This is a genomic window from Ramlibacter montanisoli (assembly GCF_013087525.1).
Taxonomy (GTDB): Bacteria; Pseudomonadota; Gammaproteobacteria; order Burkholderiales; family Burkholderiaceae_C; genus Ramlibacter; species Ramlibacter montanisoli.
This window is the reverse complement of sequence record NZ_JABFCS010000001.1, coordinates 55,112-74,658: the sequence shown is the minus strand read 5'-3', so window position 1 is coordinate 74,658 and position 19,547 is coordinate 55,112. Positions and strand designations below refer to the sequence as shown.

Here is a 19,547-nt window from a genome sequence, read left to right as displayed (position 1 = left end):
TAATGCTTGTCCGGTCCGGGTGCTGGACTGTGCCACGGTTTCGGGGGCGGGGTCATCCGCGACTTCCCTGCCCGTGGGGCCTTTGCCGGGCTCGTCCGCGGCTTCCTCGTCCTTCTTTTCCTCGAGGAAACCCAGGAACTTGTTGCTCATGAGGCCCGCGAGCATCTCGGGGGATCGGGTCCGGCTTGCCGTAGTCGTCGATGTAGGTGTCGAGTCCGTCCATCACGTTGAAGTGCGGATCGGCGAAGAGCTTCTTCATCGCCGCGTTCTTCACCTCGGGCGAGACGCCGGGCTGGACGAAGCGGGTGAAGTCGGAGTCCTTGGTGAGGGATTCGGTGTCCGCCAGGGTTGGTAGCGGCGGCGGTTCCGAGCGCCCCTCACCCCCGCCCTCTCCCCGGGGGAGAGGGAGAAAGTCCGGCCAGCTCACTCCCTCTCCCGCTGGCGGGAGAGGATTGGGGTGAGGGTAGCGGTTTCTCCGCGACCTGCGGCTCGGGGGACTTCCTTGCCCTGCCGCACCGCCTCCTTGCGCTTCGCCCAGCGTCCCAGGAATCCGTCAGCCATGACCGCCGCCCCCGCCGCCGCCGTACTTCTTCTCGGTGCTCACCGAGACCGGGTTGCCGAAGCGGTCTTCCAGGCGCTTGAAGCTTTCCGGCCGCTTGCGCTTCTTCGGCTCGGGCACGTAGTGCTCCTCGTAGAAGGCGTGCATCCACTCGACCACTTCGGCGGGCGCGGGCACCTGTTCCACTGTTTCCTGAGCGTCGAGCCAGCGCGCGGCCTCGTGGTAGCTCAGCGTCACCGTCAGCGGCCGCGGGATCGGTTCGGGAGCGCCCGGCACCTCCTCCATCCGCCACATCACGAACCAGCACGGCGCCGGCGTCGTGACGTTCAGGTAGTAGCCCTCGGCTTCGTCGCGGAACAACTCCACGCGCAAGCCCGGGTGCAGCCAGCGTTCGCCGTCCTCGCCCTGGTACAGGCAGGCCGGCTCGCTGCCGAAGGACTCCTCGTTCGCCACCACGTCGGCCAGCTCCCAGCGCCAGGGCTGCCACTTGCTGGAGGTGGGCACCTTGCGCATGACCACCGCGACATCGATGGCGGGACGCTCGGTCATCGGGGGTCCTCAGGTGTTCTTGGAAACCGTGATGGTCGGGAACTTCGAGGAGAAGTCCTTGGCCTTGGAGGCGATCTTGATCGCCACCTGGCGTGCGACGCTGCGGTAGATGTTGGCGGCCTCGCTGTCGGGGTCCGCCACCACCGTGGGCTTGCCGCTGTCGGCCTGCTCGCGGATGTGCATCGCCAGCGGCAGCGCGCCCAGGTACTCGATGCCCTTCTCCTGCGCGTAGCGCTTGCCGCCGCCCTCGCCGAAGATGTGTTCGGCATGGCCGCAGTTGCTGCACACGTGCACCGCCATGTTTTCCACCACGCCCAGGATGGGCACGCCCACCTTCTCGAACATGGTCACGGCCTTGCGCGCGTCGATCAGGGCGATGTCCTGCGGCGTCGTCACGATCACGGCGCCGGTCATGGGCACGCGCTGCGACAGGGTCAGCTGGATGTCGCCGGTGCCCGGGGGCATGTCGACGATCAGGTAGTCCAGGTCGCTCCAGTTGGTCTGGCGCAGCAGCTGCTCCAGCGCCTGGGTGGCCATGGGGCCGCGCCAGATCATGGCCTCGTCCTGGTTCACCAGGAAGCCGATCGACATCACCTGAATGCCGTGGTTCTCCAGCGGCTCCATGGTCTGGCCGTCATCGCTCTCGGGCCGGCGGTCGATGCCCAGCATCATGGGCTGGCTGGGGCCGTAGATGTCGGCATCCAGCACGCCCACCTTGGCGCCCTCGGCGGCCAGCGCCAGCGCCAGGTTGGCGGCGGTGGTGCTCTTGCCGACGCCGCCCTTGCCGGAGGCGACGGCGATGATGTTCTTCACGTTGGGCATCAGCTGCACGCCGCGCTGCACCGAGTGGGCGACCACGCGGGTGGTGACGTTGACGGAAACGTTCTCCACGCCGGCAACCGACTTGGCCGCGGCGACCAGCGCCTTGCGCAGCGCCGGCACCTGGCTCTTGGCCGGGTAGCCGAGTTCCACTTCGAAGGAGACGTCGCCGCCTTCGACCTGGAGATTCTTCACCGACTTGCTGCCGACGAAATCCTTGCCCGTGTTCGGGTCCTTGACACTCGCGAGGGCCGCGAGCAGCTGTTCCTGGGTGGCCATAAAACTTTGTCTCTCTCTAGTTCCACGCAGTGTAGCGGCCCCGAATAAAATACCCGGTTCCCCGGAAAGACCCCATGGCCCCCAGCGCAAGCTCTTCGTCACCACCGCCCTGCCCTACGCCAACGGCAAGTTCCACATCGGCCACATCATGGAGTACATCCAGGCCGACATCTGGGTGCGGCACCAGCGCATGGGCGGCCACATGGTGCACTTCGTGGGCGCCGACGACGCGCACGGCGCGCCGATCATGATCGCGGCGGAAAAGGCGGGCAAGACCGCCGAGGCCTTCGTGGGCGAGATCGCCGCCGGCCGCAAGCAGTACCTGGACGGCTTCCACATCCGCTTCGACAACTGGCATTCGACCCACAGCCCGGAGAACACGGCGCTCGCGCAGCAGATCTACCGCGACCTCAAGGCCAACGGCCTGATCGCCGGCCGCACCATCGAGCAGTTCTTCGACCCGGAAAAGCAGATGTTCCTGCCGGACCGGTTCATCAAGGGCGAGTGCCCCAACTGCCATGCGAAGGACCAGTACGGCGACAACTGCGAGGTGTGCAGCAAGGTCTACGCGCCCACCGACCTGATCAACCCGTACTCCGCCCTGTCCGGCGCCAAGCCGGTGCTCAGGACCTCCGAGCACTTCTTCTTCAGGCTGTCCGACCCGCGCTGCATGGACTTCCTCAAGCAGTGGACGGCCAGCGGCACCGTGCAGCCTGAAGTTCTGAACAAGATCAGCGAATGGCTGGTGCCTGGCGAGGACGGCAAGACGGCGCTGGGCGACTGGGACATCAGCCGCGACGCGCCCTACTTCGGCATCGAGATCCCCGACGCGCCCGGCAAGTACTTCTACGTCTGGCTCGACGCGCCGGTGGGCTACCTCGCGTCCCTGAAGAACTACTTCGACAAGGGGGCGCCAGGGCCGCGGGCGAGCCGCGCTCCTACGAGGAATTCGTCGCCGACCCGGCGACCGAGCAGTACCACTTCATCGGCAAGGACATCATCACCTTCCACACGCTGTTCTGGCCGGCGATGCTGTACTTCAGCGGCCGCAAGACGCCCAACGCGATCCACGTGCACGGCTTCCTCACCGTCAACAACGGCGAGAAGATGTCCAAGAGCCGCGGCACCGGCCTCGATCCCCTGAAGTACCTGTCGCTCGGCATGAACCCCGAGTGGCTGCGCTACTACCTGGCCGCCAAGCTCAATGGCCGCAACGAGGACATCGACTTCAACCCCGAGGACTTCATGGCCCGGGTGAACAGCGACCTGGTCGGCAAGTACGTCAACATCGCAAGCCGCGCGGTGAAGTTCGTGCCGGGCGGCAGGCTGGTCGCCGCGCAGCCGCTGGCGCCGCTGGACGTCCAGGGACTGCTGCATTCGGTGCGCAGCCTGTACGAGGCGCGCGACTACGCCAAGGCGCTGCGCGAGATCATGGCGGCGGCCGACCAGGTGAACGCCGCCTTCGATGCCGCCGCGCCCCTGAAGCTGGCCAAGGAGGGCAAGGGGGAGCAGGCCGCCGCCGTGGGCAGCTGGTGCCTGCAGATGTTCCGCGTGCTGACCGCCTGCCTGAAGCCCGTGCTGCCGGAGCTGGCGGCACAGGCCGAGGCCTTCCTGCAGTGCGAGCCGCTCGACTGGTCCGATGCCGTGCGGCCGCTGGGCGTCGGCCACCAGGTGGGCGAGTACAAGCACCTGATGCAGCGGGTGGACGTGAAGCTGCTGGATGCGCTGTTCGAGCCGCCGGCGGAGGCCGGGGCCGGGGCGCCCCCACCCCAGCCCTCCCCCGCAGGGGAGGGCGCGAAGAGAAGCCAGGGGGCGAGGACATCGCGCCGGCCATCGGCATCGAGGACTTCACGAAGATCGACCTGCGCATCGCGAAGATCGTGGAATGCAAGGCGGTGGAGGGATCGACCAAGCTGCTGCAGCTCACGCTGGACGTGGGCGAGGGCCGGCACCGCAACGTGTTTTCCGGGATCGCTTCCGCCTACAAGCCGCAAGACCTGGTAGGCAAGCTGACGGTGATGGTCGCCAACCTGGCGCCGCGCAAGATGAAGTTCGGCGTCAGCGAGGGCATGGTGCTGGCCGCCAGCCACGCCGACGACAAGAAATCCGGGATTTACATCCTGGAGCCCTGGCCGGGCGCGGAACCGGGCCAGCGCGTGCGCTAAGCTGGGGCCCATGCCGTACCTCTTCCGCACCGCCCTCGTGGCCCTGGCCGCGGCCGCCCTCTCCGGCTGCACCGTCATCACCGTTGCCGGCACGGCCGCCGGACTGGCGGTCACCGCCGGCTCGCTGGCGGTCGATGCGGCCGTCGGCACGGTCAAGCTGACCGGCGCAGCCGTCGGAGCGGCGGCCGGCGCGGTGCTGCCCTCCAGCGACGACAAGTAAGGACCTGCCCCGGCGATGTTCGCGTTCATCCGGGGCTGGACCGACGTCGACCGCACCACGCAGGCCAACGTCCGCCTGGGCGCCTTCCTCGCCTTCGTCGCCGGCGCCACCAACGCCGGCGGATTCCTCGCCGTGGGCCAGTACACCTCGCACATGTCGGGGATGCTCTCGTCCATCGCCGACAACCTGGTGCTGGGACGCGTGACGCTGGCGGTCGCGGCGGCCGGCGCCATCCTGGCCTTCGTCGGCGGCGCCATGAGCACCGCCATCCTGGTCAACTGGGGCCTGCGCCGGCGCCTGCACAGCGCCTACGGCCTGCCGCTGTTCCTGGAGTCGGTGGCGCTGCTGGTGTTCGGCGTCGCCGGCGCCTCCATCGGCCTGTTCGAACCCCTGTTCCTGCCGCTCACCGTGGTGCTGCTCTGTTTCATCATGGGCCTGCAGAACGCGGTGATCACCAAGATCTCGCGTGCCGAGATCCGCACCACGCACGTCACCGGACTGGTCACGGACATCGGCATCGAGCTGGGCAAGCTGGTCTACATCAACCCGCGCGAGCAGGGCCGCGACCCGGTGCTGGCCAACCGGCAGAAGCTGCGGATCCACACGCTGCTGGTCATGTGCTTCTTCGTCGGCGGCTTCGCCGGCGCCCTGGGCTTCAAGTACCTCGGTTTCGTCAGCACCTTGCCGCTGGCCATCGGCCTGTGGCTGCTGGCGCTGCGGCCCTTCCTGCGCGACGTGCGCCAGCACCTGCTGCCCACCGGCCCCTAAGCCGGCACGTTGCCCGCGGCCCACAGCGTCAGGGTGGCGCGGGGACGCGGGTGCACAATCGGCGGCGATGCCTCCGCCGGTCCCCCTCGCCCCGTTCCGGCCCCGCCTGTTCAGCGCCATGCAGGGCTACGGGCGCGACCGCTTCCTGCGCGACCTCGGCGCCGGCCTCACCGTCGGCGTCGTCGCGCTCCCCCTCGCGATGGCCTTCGCGATCGCTTCCGGCCTGAAGCCCGAAGCAGGCCTGTGGACCGCCATCATCGCCGGCGTGCTGATCGCCGTGCTGGGAGGTTCCGCCGTGCAGATCGGCGGGCCCGCCGGCGCCTTCATCGTCATCGTCTACGGCATCATCGAACGCTACGGGGTGGCCAACCTGCTGATCGCCACCGCCTGCGCCGGCGTGCTGCTGTTCGTGATGGGACTGCTGCGCCTCGGGCGGCTGGTGCGCTACGTGCCGGTCAGCATCGTCATCGGCTTCACCAACGGCATCGCGGTGCTGATCGCCGCCTCGCAGGTGAAGGACTGGCTGGGGCTCGACGTCGCGAAGATGCCCGCCGACTTCTTCGCCCAGCTGCGCACCATAGGCGCCAACCTGCACAGCTTCAATGCGTACGCCTTCGCCCTCGGGCTGGCCTGCTTCCTCGGCCTTTTCCTCTGGCCGCGGCTGTGGAGCGCGCGGCTGCCGCAGCGCCTGACCGGCGAGATCCCGGGCCTGAAGGAAGCCAGCGAGGTGGGCGCCCGTGTGCCGGGGCCGGTCGTCGCGCTGGTCACCCTCACCCTCGCGGCCTGGTACTTCGCCCTGCCGGTGGAGACCATCGGCAGCCGCTTCGGCAGCATCCCGGCCGGCCTGCCCGCCTTCGCCCTGCCCGACTTCAGCTGGGAAACCGTCAAGCTGCTGGTGACGCCGACCATCACCATCGCACTTCTCGGCGCCATCGAGTCCCTGCTGTGCGCGCGCGTGGCCGACCAGCTGTCCGGCCTGCCCCGGCACGACCCCAACCAGGAGCTGATGGCGCAAGGGATCGCGAACTTCGTCGTTCCCTTCTTCGGTGGCATGCCCGCCACCGGCACCATTGCCCGCACGGTCACCAACATCCGCGCCGGCGCCACGTCTCCAATCGCGGGGTGATCCATTCCGCCCTGATCGCGGCCGTGGTGCTCGTGGCCGCCCCGCTCGCGCTGCTGGTGCCCCTGTCGGTGCTGGCCGGAATCCTGTTCTTCACCGCCTGGAACATGGGCGAGTGGCGCGAGTTCGCCCACCTGAAGAAATACAGCACCCACTACCGCGTGCTGATGCTGGGCACCTTCGCGCTCACCGTCGTCTTCGACCTGACGGTGGCGGTGCAGGTGGGGCTGGTGGCGGCCTGCGTGCTGTTCATCCAGAAAATGAGCTCCCTGTTCAGCGTCGAACTGGTGGGCCGCGAGGGACCCGTGCTGCGCTACCGCCTCTACGGATCTCTCTTCTTCGGTGCCACCGCCAAGGTCGACCCGATGGTGCAGGCGGTGGAGAACGCGCCGGAAGGCGGCGAGGTGGTGCTGGACGCCCTGCACCTGGTGCACCTGGACACCTCCGGCCTGGACTCCTGCGCCAGCTGCACAAGGTGATCCTGCTGCGCCGGGGCACGCTGAGGATCGAAAACCTGCAGGAACAGCCCCGGGAAGTGATCGAGCGGGCCGGCTTCGGCGAGGAGCTGGCGCGGCACCTGGCGTCCGAGGAAGTGGCGGCCTGAAAGGGCCCGGCAAGGCCCCCGGTAAAATGGGCGCCATGTCCTTCCTGCAACGCATCTTCCGGCGCCCCGACTACCGTTCGGAGGTGACCCAGTTCATCGACCAGCTCAAGACCGACAAGCCGGACCTGGAGGCGCAGCAGCGCGCCGGCCGCGCGATCTGGTGGGACAAGAACCTGGACCGCCAGGCGATCGCCGACTGGAAGGACGCCCGCGTTCCGCAGAAGGCCTACGTGTACGGCGACGACCCGCGCCAGCGCCGCTGAAGCGGCCTCGCGTCATGGACAGCAGCGAAACCGTCCTGCCGGAGCTGCCGGAGCCGCCGGCTCCGGAGGAGACCGGGCTGCCCCAGGTGGTGGACCAGGTCGCCCTGGCGCGCCTGTACGGCGAACCGCTGTTCGCCATGCCGCAGGACCTGTACATCCCGCCGGACGCGCTGGAGATCTTCCTGGAGGCCTTCGAGGGCCCGCTGGACCTGCTGCTGTACCTGATCCGCAAGCAGAACTTCAACATCCTCGACATCCCGATGGCGGCGGTGACCCGCCAGTACCTGACCTACGTCGACGAGATCCGCGAGCGCAACCTGAGCTGGCGGCGGAATACCTGCTGATGGCGGCGATGCTGATCGAGATCAAGTCGCGCATGCTGCTGCCGCCCAAGAAGACGGCGGAAGGCCAGGAAGCCGAGGACCCGCGCGCCGAACTCGTGCGCCGCCTGCTCGAATACGAGCAGATGAAGGCCGCGGCCTTCCGCCTCAACGAGATGCCGCAGGTGGGCCGCGACGTGCTGCGCGCGCAGGTCTACATCGAGCAGTCGCTGCAGCCCCGCTTCCCCGACGTGGACGCGGTCGACCTGCAGGAAGCCTGGCGCGACATCCTGCGCCGCGCCAAGCTGATCCAGCACCACAAGATCACCCGCGAGGAACTCTCGGTGCGCGAGCACATGAGCATGGTCCTGAAGAAGCTGCAGGGCCGCAAGTTCGTGGAATTCGAGCACCTGTTCGACCCGGGCAAGGGCGTGCCGGTGCTGATCGTCACCTTCATCGCCACCCTGGAGCTCGCCAAGGAAACCCTGATCGAGGTGACGCAGGCGGAAGCCTACGCCCCGATCTACGTGCGACTGGCCTACCAGCCCGCCTGACAACAACGACAACGGAGGCACTGCCTTGAGCCAGGCCCTTCCCCGCGACTTCGACGTCCTGATCGTGGGCAGCGGCCTGGCCGGCCTGTCCGCGGCGCTGCACCTGGCGCCCACGCACCGGGTCGCCATCCTGACCAAGCGCTCCATGAGCGACGGCTCCAGCGGCTGGGCGCAGGGCGGCATCGCCGCCGTGATGGACCGCAGCGACAGCTTCGACGCCCACGTGGACGACACGCTGGTGGCCGGCGCCGGCCTCTCGGACCCCGCCGCCACCCGCTTCGTGGTCGAGCACGCGCCGGAAAGCGTGGAGTGGCTGCGCAGCCTGGGCGTGCCCTTCTCCGAGGAGGACGGCCACCTGCACCTGACGCGCGAGGGCGGCCACAGCGCGCGCCGCATCGTGCACGTGACCGACGCCACCGGCGCCGCCGTGCAGCAGACGCTGATCCGGCGCGTCAAGCAGACGCCCAACATCACCATGCTGGAACACCACATGCTGGTGGACCTGATCGTGGCCGGCAAGCTGGGCATGCAGCCGAACCGCTGCCTGGGCCTCTATGCGCTGGACGAGACCACCGACGAGGTGGTGACCTTCCGTGCGCCGCACACCATCCTGGCCACCGGCGGCGCGGGCAAGGTGTACCTGTACACCACCAACCCCGACACGTCCACCGGCGACGGCATCGCGGCGGCCTGGCGCGCGGGCTGCCGGGTGACGAACATGGAGTTCATCCAGTTCCACCCGACCTGCCTGTACCACCCGCACGTCAAGAACTTCCTGATCTCCGAGGCGGTGCGCGGCGAAGGCGGCAAGCTGGTGCTGCCCGACGGCACGCGCTTCATGCCGAACCACGACCAGCGCCTCGAACTGGCGCCGCGCGACGTGGTGGCGCGCGCGATCGACTTCGAGATGAAGAAGCACGGCCTGGACTGCGTGCTGCTGGACATCTCGCACCAGCCGCCGGAGTTCGTGAAGGAGCACTTCCCGAACATCCACGCGCGCTGCCTGGAACTGGGCATCGACATCACGCGCCAGCCGATCCCGGTGGTGCCCGCGGCGCACTACACCTGCGGCGGCATCCACACGGATCTTTCCGGCCGCACCGACGTGGACGGTTTGCACGCCATCGGCGAGACGGCGTACACGGGACTGCACGGCGCCAACCGGCTGGCCAGCAACTCGCTGGTGGAATGCATGGTGTTCGCGCGCTCCGCCGCCAGCGACATCCTGGCCACGCCCATGCCGGCGGTGCCGGAGATCCCGCAGTGGGACGACAGCCGCGTGACCGACGCCGACGAGGCGGTGGTGATCTCGCACAACTGGGACGAGCTGCGCCGCTTCATGTGGGACTACGTGGGCATCGTCCGGACCAACAAGCGCCTGGACCGCGCCGCACACCGCATCCAGCTGCTGCAGGAAGAGATCCAGGAGTTCTACAGCGCCTTCCATGTCACGCGCGACCTGCTGGAACTGCGCAACCTGGTGACGGTGGCCGACCTGATCGTGAAGTCCGCGCAGTCGCGGCACGAGAGCCGCGGCCTGCATTTCAGCCGTGACTACCCCCGGATGGCAGAGGTCGCCGTTCCGACGGTGCTGAAGCCCGTCTAGCGCCCGCGCGCGCGGGCGCGTGACTTTTTCCAGCAGCCGCACTGGCTGGCTCATCGGGCAGTTGCTATAACCCCCTGCAGTGGGCGCCTCGCTGCGTTCCACGAGGGGACTCGCATGCGCCGCATCCTGTCAACGCTGCTCCTGGCCGCCGCCCTGTCGCCCGGCGCGCGGGCGATGGAATTCCACATGGTCGGCGACACGCTGGTGATGTCCGGCCCCGTCGTCAGCACCGACCTGGTGCGCCTGCGCGACCACCTCTCCAGCCACAAGGTCAGGCTGGTGCTGCTGCACGAAAGCCCCGGCGGCGACCTGTGGAACGGCTACCACCTCGGCTTCCGCATCCGCAGCGAGGGCCTGCCCACCGCCGTCTCCGGCAAGTGCGAGTCGGCCTGCGGCCTGATCTTCCTGAGCGGAACGCAGCGCTCGTTCACCGACGGCCGCCCGATCGCGCACACGATGGTGGGCCTGCACGGCGCCCACACGGTGGACACGCGGCAGCCGCTGCCGGAACTGGGCCCGCGCATGGCCTACGCGATCAAGACCATGACCGACCGCAAGTACCCGTCCGACCTGCTGGAACGCACGGTCTACCCGCGCAATGCAGAGGACATGGTCTACAGCTTCCACCCGGGCCGCTACCCGGTCACGGCCGCCGCGCGCGGCGTCGTGGAGTGCCTGAAGCAGCCCGATGTAAGCTTCGACTGCCGGATGCTGGAGGGCCTCGATGCGCTGGGCATCGGCATCATCACCAATCCGGAGGTGCTCACGCTCCCCGCAGAGGTCAAGCAGCTGCTGGACCGGCTGTCCCTCTGAACAACGAAGAAAAGAACAAGGAAGGCGGGATCGCGATGGGGAATCGTCCGGAATCGGCGCAAGGCATGAAGCAGCTGGCCACCTGGCTGCTCGCGCTCGCGCTCGTGGGCATCGCCGCGACCTACGCCGCGAACCAGAAGTCCGTGGCCATCCAGGGGCCGGGGGCGCTGCAGGCCATCGACGAGAACACCGTCTGGCTGGGGGTCAACGAGGATCTGTGGATCCTGGACCGCGAGGGCCGCCGCAAGGGGCAGCGCACGGCGCGTGAACTGGGCTTCTCGGAGGCCATCAGCAACATCGTGCTGGCGCCGCAGGGCCAGGCCCTGCTCACCAGCCGCGGCGACCTCGCCTGGCAGGTGGTGGAGCGGGCCACGCTGGCCCGCGTGCGCACCATCACGCCGCAGTGGCCTTCGGACTTCGTCGACAACTACCTGCGCGCCATCCACCTCGCGGTTGCGCCCGACGGCTCCATCGCCGTCGGCACCGGTGGCGGGCACGCCGTGCTCCTGTTCGACCGCGAAGGCCGCTTCAAGGCGCGCACGGCGCCCGGCACCTACCGCTTCACCAACGGGCTGTGGTGGTCGTCCGAAGGATGGTGGACCACGGACACCAACCGCTTCGCCCTGCACCTGCTGGATGCGTCGACGCTGGCGGTGAAGAAGACGATCGGCCTGCGGCCGGCCCCCGCGGGCTATCCCTACCTGGGCGAGGCGATCGCGTCGCAGGGACTGCCGCTGCCCGCCACCGGCCAGTCGCCCGTCGCCACCCTGTCGCGCGTGGGCCACCTGATGGAGCCTGGCCACCTGGTGGACGTGTTCGCCGACGGCTCGCAGGTGGTCTACAACGAGCACCCCATCCTGCAGCTGCGCGACATCGCCTGGTTCGACGGCAAGCTGCTGGCGGTGGACGGCGACGGCTTCCGCGTGCTGCGCTTCGCGCCCGACCGGCTGACGGAGGAGCCCTTCGGCGACCCGCAGGTGCGTTCGCTGATGCGGCAGATGCGCGAGGACCGCCAGTTCTGGCGCACCCTGGGATCGCGCTACGCCTTCCTGTTGTCGGCCCTGCTGTTGCTGGCCGGCATCGCAGCCTATGTGCGCCACAAGAAGCTGGCCGCCCGCGAGCTGATCGCCGCCCGCGAAGGCGGCCAGGCCGCGGCCCAGGCGGCGCCGCTGCGCGACCTGGCACGCCAGCGCATGCGCATCTACGGGCTGCCGCTCGCGGTGCGGGTGGCGGTCGCCGCCGCAGCCCTGTTCATCGCCTTCCCGCTGCTGCACCTGTGGCTGATCGGCCCGGCGCCGGCGGATGTCTTCGGATCGCTGCGCCTCATGCTGCTGACCGTGCTGGTGCCCATGGTGCCGGTGGCCTTCTGGGAACAGTGGCGGCACGAGCGGCTGGCGGCGCAGCCGGCCTATGAGCCCGCGCTGAACCACCGCGCCGTGGAGTGGCTGCGTTCGCACGACGACTTCGACCGGGTGAAGCTGGAAGGCGAGGTGGCGCGCGAATCGGTGTACCTGCCCGGCTGGCGGGACCGCTGGCTGCTGGTGACCAACCGGCGCGTGCTGCTGTTCGCGGCGTCGGCGCGCGAGCGCCGCCTGCTCAGCGAGTGGCCGCGCCGTTCCGTCGTGTTCGCCGGCCCGCCGGAGCACGCGCCGGGCGCGCGCGGCCACGCGCCCTGGCTGCGCCTGCTGGTGCGCTCGCCCAACCTGGCCCTCACCTTCACCACCGGCACCACGCTGCAGTTCCGCTGCGCCAGTTCGGCCAGCGCGCGGCGCGTCGCGCAGCTGCTGATGTCCTCGCCGGCGATGCCCGACGAGACGGTGGCGATCGAGAGCCTGGGCACGCGCACGCCGCGCCGCTGGCACGAGGTGATCGCCTCCTTCGTGGTGCCGGGCACCGGGCAGTGGCTGCAGGGGCGCTTCACCACCGGCGTCGTGCTGTTCACGGCGGCGGTGCTGCTGGCGATCTACGAGTGGTGGCCGGTCGCCTGGGCCCTGAAGGGCCCGAAGATGGACGTCTCCGGCTTCAGCGTGGTCTCGGCGCTGATCACCTGGCTGCTGCTGGCGCTGGTGGCCAGCAGCGACGCCTGGCACTTCAGCGCCACGCGCAGGCTGCGCTAGCGTCGCTCAGGCGGCGCCGATGTTCGGCACCAGCGCCCCGGCGGGCTGGCCCGCCTTGAGCGCCGCGGTGAAGGCCAGCATGCGGTCGATCGGCACGCGGGCCCGCTCGCCCAGGGCCGGATCCACCAGCACCTCGTTCTCGCCGGTCTCCAGCACGTGCGCCAGGCCCGCCAGGCCGTTCATGGCCATCCACGGGCAGTGCGCGCAGCTCTTGCAGGTGGCGCTGTTGCCGGCCGTCGGCGCCTCGATGAACACCTTGCCCGGGTTCAGCGTGCGCAGCTTGTGCATCATGCCGTTGTCGGTGGCGACGATGAACTCCCTGGCGTCCATCTCGCGCGCGGACTTCAGGATCGCGGAGGTGGAGCCCACCGCATCGGCCAGCGCCACCACGTCGGCCGGCGACTCCGGATGCACCAGCACCTTGGCGTTAGGGTACTGCTTCTTCAGGTCCGAGAGCTCGAAGGCCTTGAACTCGTCGTGCACGATGCACGAGCCGTTCCAGAACACCATGTCGGCACCGGTCTCGCGCTGGATGTAGCTGCCCAGGTGCTTGTCGGGCGCCCACAGGATCTTGTGGCCCTTGGCCTTGAGCGCGCCCACGATGTCCAGTGCGCAGCTGGAAGTGACCAGCCAGTCCGAGCGCGCCTTCACCGCGGCACTCGTGTTGGCGTACACCACCACCGTGCGGTCCGGATGCTGCCTGCAGAAGGCGTCGAATTCGTCGGCGGGGCAGCCGAGGTCCAGCGAGCAGGTCGCGTCCAGGTCGGGCATCAGCACGCGCTTTTCCGGCGACAGGATCTTGGCCGTCTCGCCCATGAACTTCACGCCCGAGACCACCAGGGTCTGCGCCGCGTGGTCGCGCCCGAAGCGCGCCATCTCCAGCGAGTCGCTGACGATGCCGCCGGTCTCTTCCGCCAGGTCCTGCAGGTCCGGGTGCACGTAGTAGTGCGAGACCATCACGGCGTTGCGTTCCTTGAGCAGCCGCTTGATCTTGTCCTTGAGCGCGATGCGCTCGCCCGGCGTGGGCTCGGCCGGCACGCGCGCCCAGGCGAACTTGGTGTCGCAGGTGCTGCCGGGCAGCGGGTGCTCGTACTCGACCTGCTTGATGGGGATCACTGCACTCATTCGATTTCCTTCAGGCGCATCGAGAAGTCCGTGGCCTTCACGTCCTTGGTGAGGGTACCGATGGAGATGCGGTCCACGCCGGTTTCGGCAAGGGCACGCAGGCGTTCCAGCGTCACGCCGCCGGAGATCTCCAGGATCGCGCGTCCCGCGTTGATGCGCACCGCCTCGCGCAGCGTCGCCATGTCCATGTTGTCCAGCAGGACCATCTTCGCGCCCGCGGCCAGCGCCTCTTGCAGCTGGTCCAGCCGCTCCACCTCGATCTCGATGAAGCCCGCCTGCGCCGCCACGCGCTGCGCCTCGCGCAGAACCGGGGTCACCCGCCGGCCGCGGCGATGTGGTTTTCCTTGATCAGCACCGCGTCGTACAGGCCGATGCGGTGGTTGGTGCCGCCGCCGGTGCGCACCGCGTACTTCTGCGCCAGGCGCAGGCCGGGGAGCGTCTTGCGCGTGTCCACGATCCGCGCGCGGGTGCCGCGCACGGCTTCGACGTAGGTGGCGGTCTTGGTCGCGACCGCGCTGAGCAGCTGCAGGAAGTTCAGCGCGGTGCGTTCGGCGGTCAGCAGGCCGCGCGCGCTTCCTTCGACCTGCAGCACCACCTGGTCGGCCGCGCAGCGCTCGCCCTCGCGCACCAGCCACTCGATCTTCGCGCCGGGTTCCACCTGGCGCAGGGCGGCCTCGGCCCAGGGCGCGCCGCAGATCACGGCGCTTTCGCGGGCCAGCACGCGGGCCAGCGCCCGGCGCTTCGGATCCACCAGGGCCGCCGTGAGGTCGCCGCCACCCACGTCCTCTTCCAGGGCCCGGGCGGCGTCGGCACGGGCGAGTTCGGCAATGGCGGCAGGGGAGAAGTCGAACACGGCGCTCATGGGGTGAGCATACCGGCAAGGCGAGCCCCTGCCGGCGGACCGGCCTTGGCGGCGGTACAGTGGCCGCCGGAGGCCCCGCCATGAACCTGGACCAGCTGCAGCAGCTGCTGCGCCCCCTCTTCCCCGGCCTGATGGGGGTGCAGCTGACCGAAGCCACCCCCGAACGCGTGGTCGCGACCATGCTGGTCCGGCCGGAGCTGTGCACGGCCGGAGGCATCCTGCATGGCGGCGCGCACATGGCCTTCGCCGACACGCTGGGGGCGGTCGGCACCCTCCTCAACCTGCCCCAGGGCAAGCGCACGACCACCACCGACTCCAGCACCAAGTTCATCGGCGGCGCGCGGGTGGATACGACCGTGACCGGTGAAAGCGTCGCGCTGCATCGCGGCCGCACGACCATGGTCTGGCAGACGAGCATCCGCAACGCCGAGGGCAAGCTCTGCTCGGTGGTGACGCAGACCCAGCTGGTACTCGACTAGCGCTCCGCCTCCGACAGGGCCAGGGGGCATCTCCGACTGCCGGCGCGGGCCGCTCGCCCGACAATGGGCAAATGGAAACGACTTACGCGACGACCGAGCCCGCGCGCACCGAGGTGGACGCGCTGGCGGGCCCCACGGTGCTGGAGTTCGGCACGGGCTGGTGCGGCTGGTGCCGCGCGGCCCAGCCGCTGATCGCCGGCGCCTTCGCCTCGCACCCCGACGTGCGCCACATCAAGGTGGAAGACGGGCCCGGGCGGCCGCTCGGCCGCAGCTTCCGCGTGAAGCTCTGGCCGACCCTGGTGTTCCTGAAGGACGGCCAGGAAGTCGCCCGCGTCACGCGCCCATCCAATCTGGACGAGCTGCGCGACGCGATGATGAAGATCGCCTAGTTGGCCGCGAAGCAGTAGAGGCGGCCGTCGCCGCCGGTGCCGCGCAGCGCCGGCAGGCTGCAGCCGCGCGAGCCGTGCGAGGAATTCCAGGACTTGGCCGGCGGCTCCTCGTTGAGGCCCATGCGGTCGTGGTGGCCGACGATGGCCGAGCCCTCCCCGCTGCGGGTCCAGTTGCCGCAGGTGGTGTCCGCAGTGCCCCCGGCCGTGGCGCGCCCGTCCGGCGTCGAGCCGGTCAGGATGTCGTGCATGTTCACCGCGTCGCCGCGGCCCATCACCACCTCGCCGCGCTCGTTCAGGGCGGTGGCCTTGGTGATCTGGTTGGTGCCGTGCAGCTGGTTGACGTCGCTGGCAATGACCACGCCCTTGGCGTTCATCCAGGGCCCGCGGCCGATGCGGTCGCGCGCGTTCTCGCCGCCGGCCCCCGTGGTGCTGAGATAGGCCCGCCAGGTCTTGCCGCCGGCGCCCGCTGCCGTCGCCAGTGCCTGGCAATGGCGGTCCGCGCCCGCCAGGCCGCCGAAGTCGGCGCCGTTGCCGGGGTTGCTGCTGGTGACGAAGAAGCCCATGGGATTGCCGCCGCCCATCATTCCTCCCATGCCGGCACAGGCCGCAAGGAGGGTGGCGGACGAAAGCGCGAGGACCAGGGGAATGCGGCGCATGGGGAAGGCTCCGTTGTGGTGGGAACTCCCAGTCTCGCCCAGCCCTCCTGCGCGAGGGGGCGGGAAGGTCCCTAGCAAGCGCTAGGAATATTCTGCGGCCGGGTCGCGGCCCATGAGCGCGGCCACCGCCGCGGCCGGGGCCAGCCGGCCATCGAGCAGGTCGACCACGGCGGCGGCGATCGGCATCTCGATGCCCAGGCGCCGCGCCCGCTCCACCACCGTGCGGGCGCTATAGACGCCTTCGGCCACGTGGCCGAGGGAATCCACCGCCTGCTGCAGCGTGTGGCCCTGGGCCAGCAGCAGGCCCACCCGGCGGTTGCGGCTCAGGTCGCCGGTGGCCGTGAGCACCAGGTCGCCCAGGCCGGACAGGCCCATGAAGGTTTCCGCGCGGGCGCCCAGCGCCACGCCCAGCAGCCGGGTCATCTCCGCCAGACCGCGCGTGACCAGCGCGGCGCGCGCGTTCAGCCCCAGCGCCAGCCCGTCGCACAGGCCGGTGGCGATGGCCAGCACGTTCTTCACCGCGCCGCCCACTTCCACGCCGGGCAGGTCCTCGTTCGCGTAGATGCGCAGCGAGGGGCCATGGAAGGCGGCGACCAGCGCATCGCGCACGACAGCGGAGTCGCTGGCGGCGACCAGCGCCGTCGGCCGCGCGTTCGCCACTTCCTGCGCGAAGCTCGGGCCGCTCAGCACACCGGCCGCCAGGCGCGGCGCGACCTCGGCGCGGATCTCGTGCCCGAGCAGGCCGTAGGGACGCGTCGCGGGCGCCTCGAATCCCTTGCACAGCCAGGCGACCGGCCGCTCGCAATCGCGCAGCGCGGTGAGCATCTCGCGCAGGCCCGCCATCGGCGTGGCGACGACCACCAGTTCGTGGCGTTGCGCCAGGCCGGCGAGGTCCCCCGCTTCACGGGAAGCCAGGGCCACGCCCGCGGGCAGGCGGCAACCGGGAAGGTAGTGGAGGTTCTCGCCGCGCGCGGCGATGTCCGCGGCCTGCGCGGCATCGCGCGCCCACAGGGTGACGCGGTGCCGCGCACCCGCGCTGATGGCGAGCGCGGTGCCCCAGGCACCGGCCCCGAGCACCAGGATGTCCATCGCGCGGTGGGCGCCGTGGGCCGCTTACGCGGAGGTGATGATGCCCGAGCCCTGGGGCGCCTGCTGCGCCTGCTGCTGCTGCTCGTACATCGCCTGGAAGTTGATCTCGGCCAGGTGCACCGGCGGGAAGCCGGCGCGCGTGATCATGTCGGAGACGTTGCCGCGCAGGTAGGGATAGACGATCTGCGGGCAGGCGATGCCCATCACGGCCTGCATCTGGTCGGCGGGGAGGTTGCGGATCTCGAAGATGCCGGCCTGCTTCACCTCGGCCAGGAACACCGTGCGCTCCTTGATCTTGGTGGTGACGGTGGCGGTGACGGAGACCCGAACATGCCGTCGGCGGCCTGCTGCGCTTCCACGCCCAGCTGGATGTCCACGCTCGGCTGCTCCTGCTCCAGCAGGATGGCGGGGGAATTCGGCTGCTCCAGCGAAGCCTCCTTCATGTAGACGCGCTGGATCTGGAAAACGGGATCGTTGTTGTCGGCCATGGCCCTTGCCTTTCGAAGCGAATGAAAAAGCCCGCGCGGAACGCTCCGGCGGGCGCAGTGCGTGTCAGTCCGCGATTATCGCAGGCGGGCGGGAGCGGTTCGCCTCAGCCGGCCACGCCATTGAGGAGCGGCACGAGGCCGCCGCGGCCGTCCAGGGCGATCAGGTCGTCGCAGCCGCCGACGTGGGTGTCGCCGATGAAGATCTGCGGCACGGTGCGCCGGCCGGTGATCTCCATCATCCTGGCGCGCTCGTCCGGCTGCATGTCGACGCGGATCTCCTCTATGGTGTCGACGCCTTTGGACTTGAGGATCTGCTTGGCGCGGATGCAGTAGGGGGGCAAACGGCCGTGGTGTACATCTTGACGGGCTGCATGGGTCTATGGTGCCAACGGTTCAGGTTTTTCGACCGGCAGGTTAGCGTCTTTCCACGCGCGAAGTCCGCCACCCAGGACGACAGCCTTTTCGTACCCCAGGGTTTTCGCCTTGGCCAGGCAGCGCTGGGCGCGGGCGCCGCTGGGGCACACCAGGATCAGCGGCACGGTCTTGTTCTTCACCACCTCGGGCAGGCGCTGGTCGAAGTCGGCCACGGGGATGTTGCGCGCGCCGCTGATGTGGCCGGCGGCGAACTCCTCGGCCTCGCCCACGTCCACCACCACCGCCTTCTCGCGGTTGATCAGCTGCACGGCGTCGGTCGGCGTCAGGCCCGAGCGCGCGCTGGCGGCGATGCCCGGCCACAGCAGCAAGGTCCCCGAGACGAGCGCGATCAGTACCAGCGCCCAGTTCTGCTGCAAAAACGGGAAGAGATCCATTCCAACCTTTCTTCTGTCAGCCCGGCAGGTTCCGGACAGCCCCCGATTCTAGAATGCCGGGTTTCCCCTCACTTTCCGCCTGACCATGCACAAGCTCGTCCTGATCCGCCACGGCGAATCGACCTGGAACCTGGAAAACCGCTTCACCGGCTGGACCGACGTCGACCTGACGCCGCTGGGCCTGGAGCAGGCGGTGCAGGCCGGCCGGCTGCTGAAGGCCGAGGGCTGGGACTTCGACCTCTGCTACACCAGCGTGCTGAAGCGGGCCACCCGCACCCTGTGGCACGTGCTGGACGAAATGGACCGCACCTGGCTGCCGGTGGTGCACTCCTGGCGCCTGAACGAGCGCCACTACGGCGCCCTGCAGGGCCTGAACAAGGCGGACATGGCCAGGAAGTTCGGCGACGAGCAGGTCCTGGTCTGGCGGCGCAGCTACGACGTGCCGCCGCCCGCCCTGGAGCCCACCGACCCGCGCTCGGAACGGGGCGACGTGCGCTACGCCAGGCTCAGGCCCGAGGAGATCCCCCTGACCGAGTGCCTGAAGGACACGGTGGCGCGGGTGATGCCCTTCTGGAACGAGGCCATGGCGCCGGCCATCCGGGCCGGCAAGCGGGTGCTGGTGGCCGCCCACGGCAACTCGATCCGGGCGATGGTCAAGTACCTGGACGGCGTGTCCGACCAGGAGATCGTCGGCCTGAACATACCCAACGGCATTCCGCTGGTTTACGAACTGGACGCAAACCTGAAGCCCCTGCGCCACTACTATCTGGGTGACGCAGAGGCAGCGGCGAAAGCCGCCGCGGCGGTGGCGCGGCAGGGCAAGGCGGGCTGACGGCGGGGCTGCGAGCCGGGACCCACTTCCGAACGCCGTTGTAGGACGATTCCTGCGCC

16 protein-coding genes and 6 pseudogenes are annotated in these 19,547 nt (G+C 69.5%); 12 read left to right on the top strand and 10 right to left on the bottom strand.

All coding sequences use genetic code 11. From position 1 onward, the window contains the following. Positions 1–52: 52 nt before the first annotated feature. The 3 genes from HK415_RS24170 to apbC form a co-directional block, all read right to left on the bottom strand. Complete coding sequence (locus HK415_RS24170) at positions 53–427, bottom strand: DUF3306 domain-containing protein (RefSeq protein ID WP_309246525.1); 375 nt, start codon at positions 425–427, stop codon at positions 53–55. Positions 428–553: 126 nt separating this feature from the next. Beyond that, positions 554–1,108: a DUF3305 domain-containing protein gene (locus tag HK415_RS00380; protein WP_171556362.1), complete on the bottom strand. Its 555-nt coding sequence runs from the start codon at positions 1,106–1,108 to the stop codon at positions 554–556. 9 nt (positions 1,109–1,117) lie between these two features. Beyond that, on the bottom strand, positions 1,118–2,206 hold the full coding sequence (apbC, locus tag HK415_RS00375; RefSeq protein WP_171556361.1) for an iron-sulfur cluster carrier protein ApbC: 1,089 nt from the start codon (positions 2,204–2,206) through the stop codon (positions 1,118–1,120). A gap of 49 nt (positions 2,207–2,255) precedes the next feature. On the opposite strand from apbC, the pseudogene metG reads away from it, so the two are divergent. From metG to HK415_RS00330, 9 genes and pseudogenes are all read left to right on the top strand, one after another. Further along, positions 2,256–4,371, top strand: a pseudogene (gene metG / locus HK415_RS00370) (methionine--tRNA ligase). 10 nt (positions 4,372–4,381) lie between these two features. Further along, positions 4,382–4,591, top strand: coding sequence for a hypothetical protein (locus tag HK415_RS00365; RefSeq protein WP_171556360.1), 210 nt, complete (start codon positions 4,382–4,384; stop codon positions 4,589–4,591). A gap of 15 nt (positions 4,592–4,606) precedes the next feature. Further along, entirely contained in the window at positions 4,607–5,359 is a 753-nt protein-coding gene (locus HK415_RS00360; RefSeq protein WP_171556359.1) for a YoaK family protein, read from the top strand. A gap of 67 nt (positions 5,360–5,426) precedes the next feature. Further along, a pseudogene (locus HK415_RS00355) lies at positions 5,427–7,086 on the top strand (SulP family inorganic anion transporter). Positions 7,087–7,121: 35 nt separating this feature from the next. Next, complete coding sequence (locus HK415_RS00350) at positions 7,122–7,349, top strand: DUF3460 family protein (RefSeq protein WP_171556358.1); 228 nt, start codon at positions 7,122–7,124, stop codon at positions 7,347–7,349. Positions 7,350–7,363: 14 nt separating this feature from the next. Beyond that, positions 7,364–8,223, top strand: a pseudogene (locus HK415_RS00345) (segregation and condensation protein A). 25 nt (positions 8,224–8,248) lie between these two features. Further along, positions 8,249–9,829, top strand: a complete 1,581-nt coding sequence (gene nadB / locus HK415_RS00340; RefSeq protein WP_171556357.1) for an L-aspartate oxidase — start codon at positions 8,249–8,251, stop codon at positions 9,827–9,829. Positions 9,830–9,943: 114 nt separating this feature from the next. Beyond that, positions 9,944–10,642, top strand: a complete 699-nt coding sequence (locus HK415_RS00335) for a hypothetical protein (protein WP_171556356.1) — start codon at positions 9,944–9,946, stop codon at positions 10,640–10,642. 35 nt (positions 10,643–10,677) lie between these two features. Next, complete coding sequence (locus HK415_RS00330; protein WP_171556355.1) at positions 10,678–12,759, top strand: hypothetical protein; 2,082 nt, start codon at positions 10,678–10,680, stop codon at positions 12,757–12,759. Between the two features lie 6 nt (positions 12,760–12,765). On the opposite strand, the gene nadA is transcribed toward HK415_RS00330, so the two are convergent. Together nadA and nadC are read right to left on the bottom strand one after the other, a co-directional pair. Then, complete coding sequence (gene nadA / locus HK415_RS00325) at positions 12,766–13,884, bottom strand: quinolinate synthase NadA (RefSeq protein WP_171556354.1); 1,119 nt, start codon at positions 13,882–13,884, stop codon at positions 12,766–12,768. Further along, a pseudogene (nadC, locus tag HK415_RS00320) lies at positions 13,881–14,746 on the bottom strand (carboxylating nicotinate-nucleotide diphosphorylase). The gene nadA and the pseudogene nadC overlap by 4 nt, the downstream one beginning before the upstream one ends. Positions 14,747–14,826: 80 nt before the next feature. Between nadC and HK415_RS00315 the strand changes: the two are divergent. Next, the gene (locus HK415_RS00315) at positions 14,827–15,225 is read left to right on the top strand and encodes a PaaI family thioesterase (protein ID WP_171556353.1); all 399 of its coding nucleotides are present in this window, start codon (positions 14,827–14,829) and stop codon (positions 15,223–15,225) included. Positions 15,226–15,296: 71 nt separating this feature from the next. Further along, on the top strand, positions 15,297–15,614 hold the full coding sequence (locus tag HK415_RS00310; protein ID WP_171556352.1) for a thioredoxin family protein: 318 nt from the start codon (positions 15,297–15,299) through the stop codon (positions 15,612–15,614). On the opposite strand, the gene HK415_RS00305 is transcribed toward HK415_RS00310, so the two are convergent. From HK415_RS00305 to HK415_RS00285, 5 genes and pseudogenes are all read right to left on the bottom strand, one after another. Beyond that, positions 15,611–16,270 carry a hypothetical protein gene (locus tag HK415_RS00305; RefSeq protein ID WP_171556351.1) on the bottom strand — a complete coding sequence of 220 codons (660 nt, stop codon included), beginning with the start codon at positions 16,268–16,270 and terminating at the stop codon, positions 15,611–15,613. The genes HK415_RS00310 and HK415_RS00305 overlap by 4 nt on opposite strands. An 81-nt stretch (positions 16,271–16,351) precedes the next feature. After that, complete coding sequence (locus tag HK415_RS00300; RefSeq protein ID WP_171556350.1) at positions 16,352–17,359, bottom strand: NAD(P)H-dependent glycerol-3-phosphate dehydrogenase; 1,008 nt, start codon at positions 17,357–17,359, stop codon at positions 16,352–16,354. Between the two features lie 24 nt (positions 17,360–17,383). Continuing rightward, a pseudogene (gene secB / locus HK415_RS00295) lies at positions 17,384–17,847 on the bottom strand (protein-export chaperone SecB). Positions 17,848–17,951: 104 nt separating this feature from the next. After that, positions 17,952–18,220: pseudogene (gene grxC, locus HK415_RS00290) on the bottom strand (glutaredoxin 3). A gap of 4 nt (positions 18,221–18,224) precedes the next feature. Beyond that, complete coding sequence (locus tag HK415_RS00285) at positions 18,225–18,656, bottom strand: rhodanese-like domain-containing protein (protein WP_171556349.1); 432 nt, start codon at positions 18,654–18,656, stop codon at positions 18,225–18,227. Between the two features lie 85 nt (positions 18,657–18,741). Here HK415_RS00285 and gpmA point away from each other — a divergent pair, with 85 nt between their 5' ends. Continuing rightward, on the top strand, positions 18,742–19,488 hold the full coding sequence (gene gpmA, locus HK415_RS00280; protein WP_171556348.1) for a 2,3-diphosphoglycerate-dependent phosphoglycerate mutase: 747 nt from the start codon (positions 18,742–18,744) through the stop codon (positions 19,486–19,488). The last annotated feature ends 59 nt before the right edge of the window (positions 19,489–19,547 follow it).

Coding starts and splice junctions, on each gene's coding strand:
- HK415_RS00380 (WP_171556362.1), bottom strand. CDS start 1,108: ATGACCGAGCGTCCCGCCATCGATGTCGCGGTGGTCATGCGCAAGGTG.
- apbC (WP_171556361.1), bottom strand. CDS start 2,206: ATGGCCACCCAGGAACAGCTGCTCGCGGCCCTCGCGAGTGTCAAGGAC.
- HK415_RS00365 (WP_171556360.1), top strand. CDS start 4,382: ATGCCGTACCTCTTCCGCACCGCCCTCGTGGCCCTGGCCGCGGCCGCC.
- HK415_RS00360 (WP_171556359.1), top strand. CDS start 4,607: ATGTTCGCGTTCATCCGGGGCTGGACCGACGTCGACCGCACCACGCAG.
- HK415_RS00350 (WP_171556358.1), top strand. CDS start 7,122: ATGTCCTTCCTGCAACGCATCTTCCGGCGCCCCGACTACCGTTCGGAG.
- HK415_RS00335 (WP_171556356.1), top strand. CDS start 9,944: ATGCGCCGCATCCTGTCAACGCTGCTCCTGGCCGCCGCCCTGTCGCCC.
- HK415_RS00330 (WP_171556355.1), top strand. CDS start 10,678: ATGGGGAATCGTCCGGAATCGGCGCAAGGCATGAAGCAGCTGGCCACC.
- nadA (WP_171556354.1), bottom strand. CDS start 13,884: ATGAGTGCAGTGATCCCCATCAAGCAGGTCGAGTACGAGCACCCGCTG.
- HK415_RS00315 (WP_171556353.1), top strand. CDS start 14,827: ATGAACCTGGACCAGCTGCAGCAGCTGCTGCGCCCCCTCTTCCCCGGC.
- HK415_RS00310 (WP_171556352.1), top strand. CDS start 15,297: ATGGAAACGACTTACGCGACGACCGAGCCCGCGCGCACCGAGGTGGAC.
- HK415_RS00305 (WP_171556351.1), bottom strand. CDS start 16,270: ATGCGCCGCATTCCCCTGGTCCTCGCGCTTTCGTCCGCCACCCTCCTT.
- HK415_RS00300 (WP_171556350.1), bottom strand. CDS start 17,359: ATGGACATCCTGGTGCTCGGGGCCGGTGCCTGGGGCACCGCGCTCGCC.
- HK415_RS00285 (WP_171556349.1), bottom strand. CDS start 18,656: ATGGATCTCTTCCCGTTTTTGCAGCAGAACTGGGCGCTGGTACTGATC.
- gpmA (WP_171556348.1), top strand. CDS start 18,742: ATGCACAAGCTCGTCCTGATCCGCCACGGCGAATCGACCTGGAACCTG.